Here is a 5,179-nt window from a genome sequence, read left to right as displayed (position 1 = left end):
GCGCTCGGCGGCCGACTGACCAAGCTGACCAAGGAACAGGCGGAATACATCGGCGTCGACGTCGACGGCCCCTACAAGGCCGACCACTACCGCTACTGAGACCGCTACTGAGCCCGGGTGGGTGCGCCCGAACGCTAGGCTCGGCGCCGTGCTGATCGCGATCGAAGGCATCGACGGCGCCGGCAAGCGGACGCTGACGGACAAGCTGCGCAACCTCTTTGAGGCGGACGGCAAGTCGGTGGCGATGCTGGCCTTCCCTCGGTACGGGCAGTCGGTGACCGCCGACATCGCGGCCGAGGCCCTGCACGGCGAGCACGGCGACCTCGCGTCGTCGGTCTACGCCATGGCGATGCTGTTCGCGCTGGACCGCGCCGGGGCGCTCGCAGACATCGAGGCGCTGCGCCGCGAGCACGACGTGGTGATCATGGATCGCTACGTCGCCTCCAACGCGGCCTACACCGCCGCCCGCCTGCATCAGGACGCGGCGGGGCCGGCCGTGGAATGGATCCACGCGCTGGAGTACGGGCGCCTCGGCCTGCCCCCGCCCGATTGGCAGGTGCTGCTCGCGGTGCCGGCCGAGCTGGCCGGGCAGCGGGCCCGCAGCCGCGCCGAGTCCGATCCGGGCCGCGCGCGCGACAGCTACGAACGCGACGACGGGCTGCAGCAGCGCACCGCCGCGGTGTACGCCGAACTGGCCGCCGCGGGGTGGGGTGGCGCCTGGCTGGCCGTCGACGCGGACGTAGATCCGGGCCGGCTGGCCGCCGCGCTGACCGGCGCCGGGGCGGCCGAATAGGCGAATTTAACGGTATTTGCATCCAAAATTGGCCATCGGGCCACGAAACGCCCGTGTGGCGCCCCAAATTTGTCCCGATCTGGTGACACCATGGACTCCATGAGGCAAAGGATTTTGGTCGTCGATGACGACGCTTCGCTAGCCGAGATGCTCACCATCGTGCTTCGTGGGGAGGGTTTCGACACTGCGGTCATCGGTGACGGCACCCAGGCCCTGACTGCGGTGCGCGAACTGCGCCCCGACCTGGTGTTGTTGGACCTGATGCTGCCCGGCATGAACGGCATCGACGTGTGCCGGGTTCTGCGCGCCGACTCCGGCGTGCCGATCGTGATGCTGACCGCCAAGACCGACACCGTCGACGTGGTCCTGGGCCTCGAGTCGGGCGCCGACGACTACATCATGAAGCCGTTCAAGCCCAAGGAGCTGGTGGCGCGGGTGCGGGCGCGGCTGCGGCGCAACGACGACGAGCCGGCCGAGATGCTGTCCATCGCCGACGTGGAGATCGACGTGCCGGCGCACAAGGTCACCCGCAACGGCGAACAGATCTCCCTGACACCGCTGGAATTCGACCTGTTGGTGGCGTTGGCGCGCAAACCGCGGCAGGTGTTTACTCGTGATGTGCTGCTCGAACAGGTGTGGGGCTATCGGCACCCGGCGGATACCCGCCTGGTGAACGTGCACGTCCAGCGTCTGCGCGCCAAGGTCGAGAAAGATCCGGAAAACCCGACCGTAGTGTTGACCGTTCGAGGAGTTGGGTACAAGGCCGGACCTCCGTGACCGGTAGGGACACGTGATCTGGGGCTCCCGCCGACGCACCCGGAGCCGCTGGGGACGCTCCGGTCCCATGACTCGGGGCATGGGCGCGCTGAGTCGCGCCGTGGCCATCGCCTGGCGGCGCTCGCTGCAGCTGCGGGTCGTGGCGCTGACCCTGGGCCTATCGCTGGCGGTCATCCTGGCGCTCGGCTTCGTGTTGACTTCCCAAGTCACCAACCGCGTGCTCGACGTCAAGGTCAAGGCCGCCATCGAGCAGATCGAGCGGGCGCGCACCACCGTGGGCGGGATCGTCAACGGCGAAGAGGCGCGGTCCCTGGACAGCAGCCTGCAGCTGGCGCGAAACACGTTGACTTCCAAGACCGATTCGGCCTCGGGCGCGGGGTTGGCCGGCGCTTTCGACGCGGTGCTGATGGTGCCGGGCGACGGCCCGCGCGCGGCAACCACGGCCGGGCCCGTCGACCAGGTGCCCGCTTCGCTGCGCGGCTTCGTCAAGGCCGGGCAGGCGTCCTACCAGTACGCCACCGTGCATACCGACGGGTTCTCCGGACCGGCGCTGATCGTCGGCACGCCGGCGTCGTCTCAGGTGGCCAATTTGGAGCTCTACCTCATCTTTCCGCTCAAGAACGAGCAGGCCACCATCCAGCTGGTGCGCGGCACCATGATCACCGGCGGCGCGGTGCTGCTGGTGCTGCTGGCCGGGATCGCGCTGCTGGTGTCGCGGCAGGTGGTGGTGCCGGTGCGATCGGCGTCGCGGATCGCCGAACGCTTCGCCGAAGGGCACCTGTCCGAACGCATGCCTGTGCGCGGCGAGGACGACATGGCCCGGCTGGCCATGTCCTTCAACGACATGGCAGAGAGCCTGTCGCGCCAGATCACCCAATTGGAGGAGTTCGGTAACCTGCAGCGCCGCTTCACTTCCGACGTCAGCCACGAGCTGCGCACCCCGTTGACCACCGTGCGGATGGCCGCCGACCTGATCTATGACCACAGCGCCGACCTGGACCCCACGCTGGCGCGCTCCACCGAGCTGATGGTCAACGAGCTGGACCGGTTCGAGTCGCTGCTCAACGACCTACTGGAAATCTCCCGGCACGACGCCGGCGTCGCGGAGCTGTCCGTCGAGGCGGTCGATCTGCGCACCACCGTGCAGAGCGCGCTGAGCAACGTCGGGCATCTGGCCGAGGACGCCGGCATCGAACTGCAGGTGGACCTGCCGACCGCAGAGGTGATCGCCGAGGTCGACACCCGCCGGGTGGAGCGCATCCTGCGCAACCTGATCGCCAACGCCATCGACCACGCCGAACACAAGCCGGTGAAGATCCGGATGGCCGCCGACGAGGACACGGTGGCCGTCACGGTCCGCGACTACGGCGTCGGGCTGCGGCCCGGCGAGGAGAAGTTGGTGTTCAGCCGGTTCTGGCGGGCCGACCCCTCGCGGGTTCGCCGCTCCGGTGGCACCGGGCTGGGCCTGGCCATCAGCATCGAGGACGCGCGACTGCACCAGGGCCGGCTCGAGGCGTGGGGCGAACCCGGTGAGGGCTCGTGCTTCCGGCTCACGCTGCCGCTGGTGCGCGGTCACAAGGTCACCACCAGCCCGCTGCCCATGAAGCCGATCCCGCAACCGGCCGCCCACGCCGGCGCGGCCGAGCGCAAGGACCGCCTGCGCCAGCGTGAGCACGCCGAGAGGACCCTGTGATGCGGGGTCTTGATCGCCCGGCTCCTCAGCGCGCCGCGCCGGCCCGCATCGTCGCCGCGCGGAAGCTGTTGGGCCTGCTGATGCTGGCCATGTTGGTCGCCGGCTGCGCGGGGGTGCCCAGCTCGTCGGCGCCGCAAGCCATCGGCACCGTCGAGCGGCCGGCGCCGTCCAACCTGCCCAAGCCGACGCCGGGCATGGACCCCGATGTGCTGCTACGCGAATTCTTCAAGGCCACAGCCGATCCCGCGAACCGCCACCTGGCCGCCCGGCAGTTCCTCACCCAATCGGCGTCCAACGCCTGGGACGACGCCGGTAGCGCGCTGCTGATCGACCACGTGGTGTTCGTCGAAACCCGTGCGGCCGAGCGGGTTTCGGCGACCATGCGGGCCGACATCCTGGGTTCGCTGTCCGACGTGGGGGTGTTCGAGACCGCCGAGGGCGTGCTGCCCGACCCCGGGCCGATCGAGTTGGTCAAGACCTCCGGCGGCTGGCGCATCGACCGGTTGCCCAACGGGGTCTTCCTGGACTGGCAGCAGTTTCAGTCCACCTACAAACGCAACACCCTGTACTTCGCCGACCCGACCGGCAAGACAGTGGTCCCCGACCCGCGTTACGTCGCGGTGCCCGACCACGACCAGTTGGCCACCGAGCTGATCTCCAAGCTGATCGCCGGGCCGCGGCCCGAGATGGCGCATACCGTACGCAATCTACTCGCCCCGCCACTGCGGCTGCGTGGTCCGGTGACCCGCGCCGACGGCGGCAAGAACGGCATCGGACGCGGCTACGGCGGTGCGCGCGTCGAGCTCGAGAAGCTGTCCACCACCGATCCGCACAGCCGGCAATTGCTTGCGGCACAAATCATTTGGACCCTGGCCAGGGCCGACATCCGCGGCCCCTATGTGATCAACGCCGACGGGGCGCCGCTGGACGACCGGTTCCGCGACGGGTGGACCACCTCCGATGTCGCGGCCACCGATCCCGGCGCCGCCGACGGCGCGGGCGCGGGATTGCATGCGCTGGTGAACGGTTCACTGGTGTCGTTGGACGGCCAGCACACCACCGTGGTGCCCGGGGCATTCGGGCGCATGGGCGATCAGACCGGCGCCGCGCTGTCGCGCAACGGCCGGCAGGTGGCGTCGGTGGTGACGCTGCACCGCGGTGCCCCGGACATGGCCGCGTCCCTATGGATCGGTGATCTCGGACAGGAGGCGGTGCAGTCCGCCGACGGGCACAGCCTGTCGCGGCCGACCTGGTCGCTGGACGACGTGGTCTGGGTGGTCATCGACGGCAACAACGTGTTACGGGCGATTCAGGAGCCGGCCTCCGGGCAGCCGGCCCGGCTGCCGGTGGATTCGGTGGCGGTGGCCACCCGGTTCCCGGGACCCATCACCGACCTGCAGCTGTCCCGCGACAGCACCCGCGCCGCGATGGTGATCGGCGGTCAGGTGATTCTCGCCAGCGTCGAGCAGACCCAGGCCGGGCAGTACGCCCTGACCTTCCCGCGCCGGCTCGGATTCGGGTTGGGCAATTCGGTGGTGTCGCTGTCGTGGCGTACCGGCGACGACCTCGTGGTGACCCGCACCGACGCCAGCCACCCGGTGTCCTACGTGAACATCGACGGGGTGAACTCCGACGCGCCGCCGCACGGTCTGCAGATGCCGGTGACCACCGTGGTCGCCAACCCGTCGACCGCTTATGTCGCGGGACCGCAAGGGGTGCTGCAGTATTCGCCGTCGGCCGACGGTCAGCAGGGCTGGTCGGAGGTGCCCGGGCTGGCGGTGCCCGGGGCGGCGCCGGTGCTGCCGGGCTAGGAGCTTGCTGAATTAGGGGTTTGTGGGGCGGGGCGTCTCGAGCCGTCTCGCGGCGTGTTGGAGTCAGACCCTCGGGTCGACAGAAAAGAGATCGCCCCGCCGGGT

Annotated in this window: 5 protein-coding genes; all 5 read left to right on the top strand. The window is 69.6% G+C overall.

Going from position 1 to position 5,179, the window contains the following annotated elements; all coding sequences use genetic code 11:
- On the top strand, nucleotides 1–99 hold a 99-nt coding region (locus tag BST14_RS27400; RefSeq protein WP_142279650.1), incomplete at its 5' end, for an adenosylhomocysteinase.
- Nucleotides 100–148: 49 nt separating this feature from the next.
- A complete protein-coding gene (locus tag BST14_RS27395; RefSeq protein WP_083067418.1) occupies nucleotides 149–793 on the top strand; it encodes a dTMP kinase in 645 nt (214 codons plus the stop codon).
- Between the two features lie 90 nt (nucleotides 794–883).
- Nucleotides 884–1,570: a two-component system response regulator MtrA gene (mtrA, locus tag BST14_RS27390; RefSeq protein ID WP_007168097.1), complete on the top strand. Its 687-nt coding sequence runs from the start codon at nucleotides 884–886 to the stop codon at nucleotides 1,568–1,570.
- Nucleotides 1,571–1,583: 13 nt separating this feature from the next.
- Nucleotides 1,584–3,263 carry an MtrAB system histidine kinase MtrB gene (gene mtrB / locus BST14_RS27385; RefSeq protein ID WP_083067417.1) on the top strand — a complete coding sequence of 560 codons (1,680 nt, stop codon included), beginning with the start codon at nucleotides 1,584–1,586 and terminating at the stop codon, nucleotides 3,261–3,263.
- Nucleotides 3,263–5,074, top strand: coding sequence for an MtrAB system accessory lipoprotein LpqB (lpqB, locus tag BST14_RS27380; RefSeq protein ID WP_083067416.1), 1,812 nt, complete (start codon nucleotides 3,263–3,265; stop codon nucleotides 5,072–5,074). Before mtrB ends, lpqB begins: the two co-directional genes overlap by 1 nt.
- The last annotated feature ends 105 nt before the right edge of the window (nucleotides 5,075–5,179 follow it).

The organism is Mycobacterium arosiense ATCC BAA-1401 = DSM 45069, assembly GCF_002086125.1.
Lineage (GTDB): Bacteria > Actinomycetota > Actinomycetes > Mycobacteriales > Mycobacteriaceae > Mycobacterium > Mycobacterium arosiense.
Note: the sequence above shows the minus strand (reverse complement) of the source record. Positions and strands in the feature narration are given on the sequence as shown.